Annotated in this window: 1 protein-coding gene; it reads left to right on the top strand. The window is 59.9% G+C overall.

The features are described 5' to 3' along the window. A partial coding sequence (locus QM600_RS29470; protein WP_283265317.1) for a DNA gyrase subunit A occupies nucleotides 1-723 on the top strand: 723 nt, incomplete at both ends.

Raw genomic sequence — 723 nt, 5'->3', positions numbered from 1 at the left:
TCGAGATCGAAGAAGATGCCAAGGGTCGCACCACGATTGTCATCACCGAGCTGCCCTACCAGGTCAACCCGGACAATCTGATCACGTCCATCGCAGAGCAGGTTCGTGATGCCAAAATCGGCGGCATCTCCGACATCCACGACGAATCCTCGGACCGCGTCGGCATGCGCATCGTCGTCACGGTCAAGCGTGACGCCGTCGCCAAGGTCGTGCTGAACAACCTCTACAAGCACACCCAGTTGCAGACCAGCTTCGGCTGCAACATGCTCTCCATCGTCGACGGAGTACCGCGCACGCTGCGCCTCGACCAGATGATCCGTCTGTACACGACTCATCAGCTCGAGGTCATTGTTCGTCGCACCAAGTACCTGCTCCGCAAGGCTGAAGAGCGCGCCCACATCCTGCGTGGTCTGGTCAAGGCTCTCGACGCGTTGGATGAGGTCATCGCCCTGATCCGTGCGTCGCAGACCGTTGACGTCGCTCGCGCCGGACTGATGAACCTCCTCGAGGTCGACGAAATCCAGTCCGACGCCATCCTCGCGATGCAGTTGCGTCGTCTGGCTGCTCTCGAGCGTCAGAAGATCGTCGACGAATTGGCCGAGATCGAACTTGAAATCGCGGACTACCAGGATATTCTGGCCAAGCCGGAGCGTCAGCGTGCGATCGTCCGTGACGAGCTCAAGGAAATCGTCGACAAGTACGGCGACGACCGTCGTACCCGCA

This window comes from Rhodococcus sp. IEGM 1379, from assembly GCF_030056815.1.
Lineage (GTDB): Bacteria > Actinomycetota > Actinomycetes > Mycobacteriales > Mycobacteriaceae > Rhodococcus_F.
This window is presented reverse-complemented; position numbering and strand designations above follow the sequence as displayed.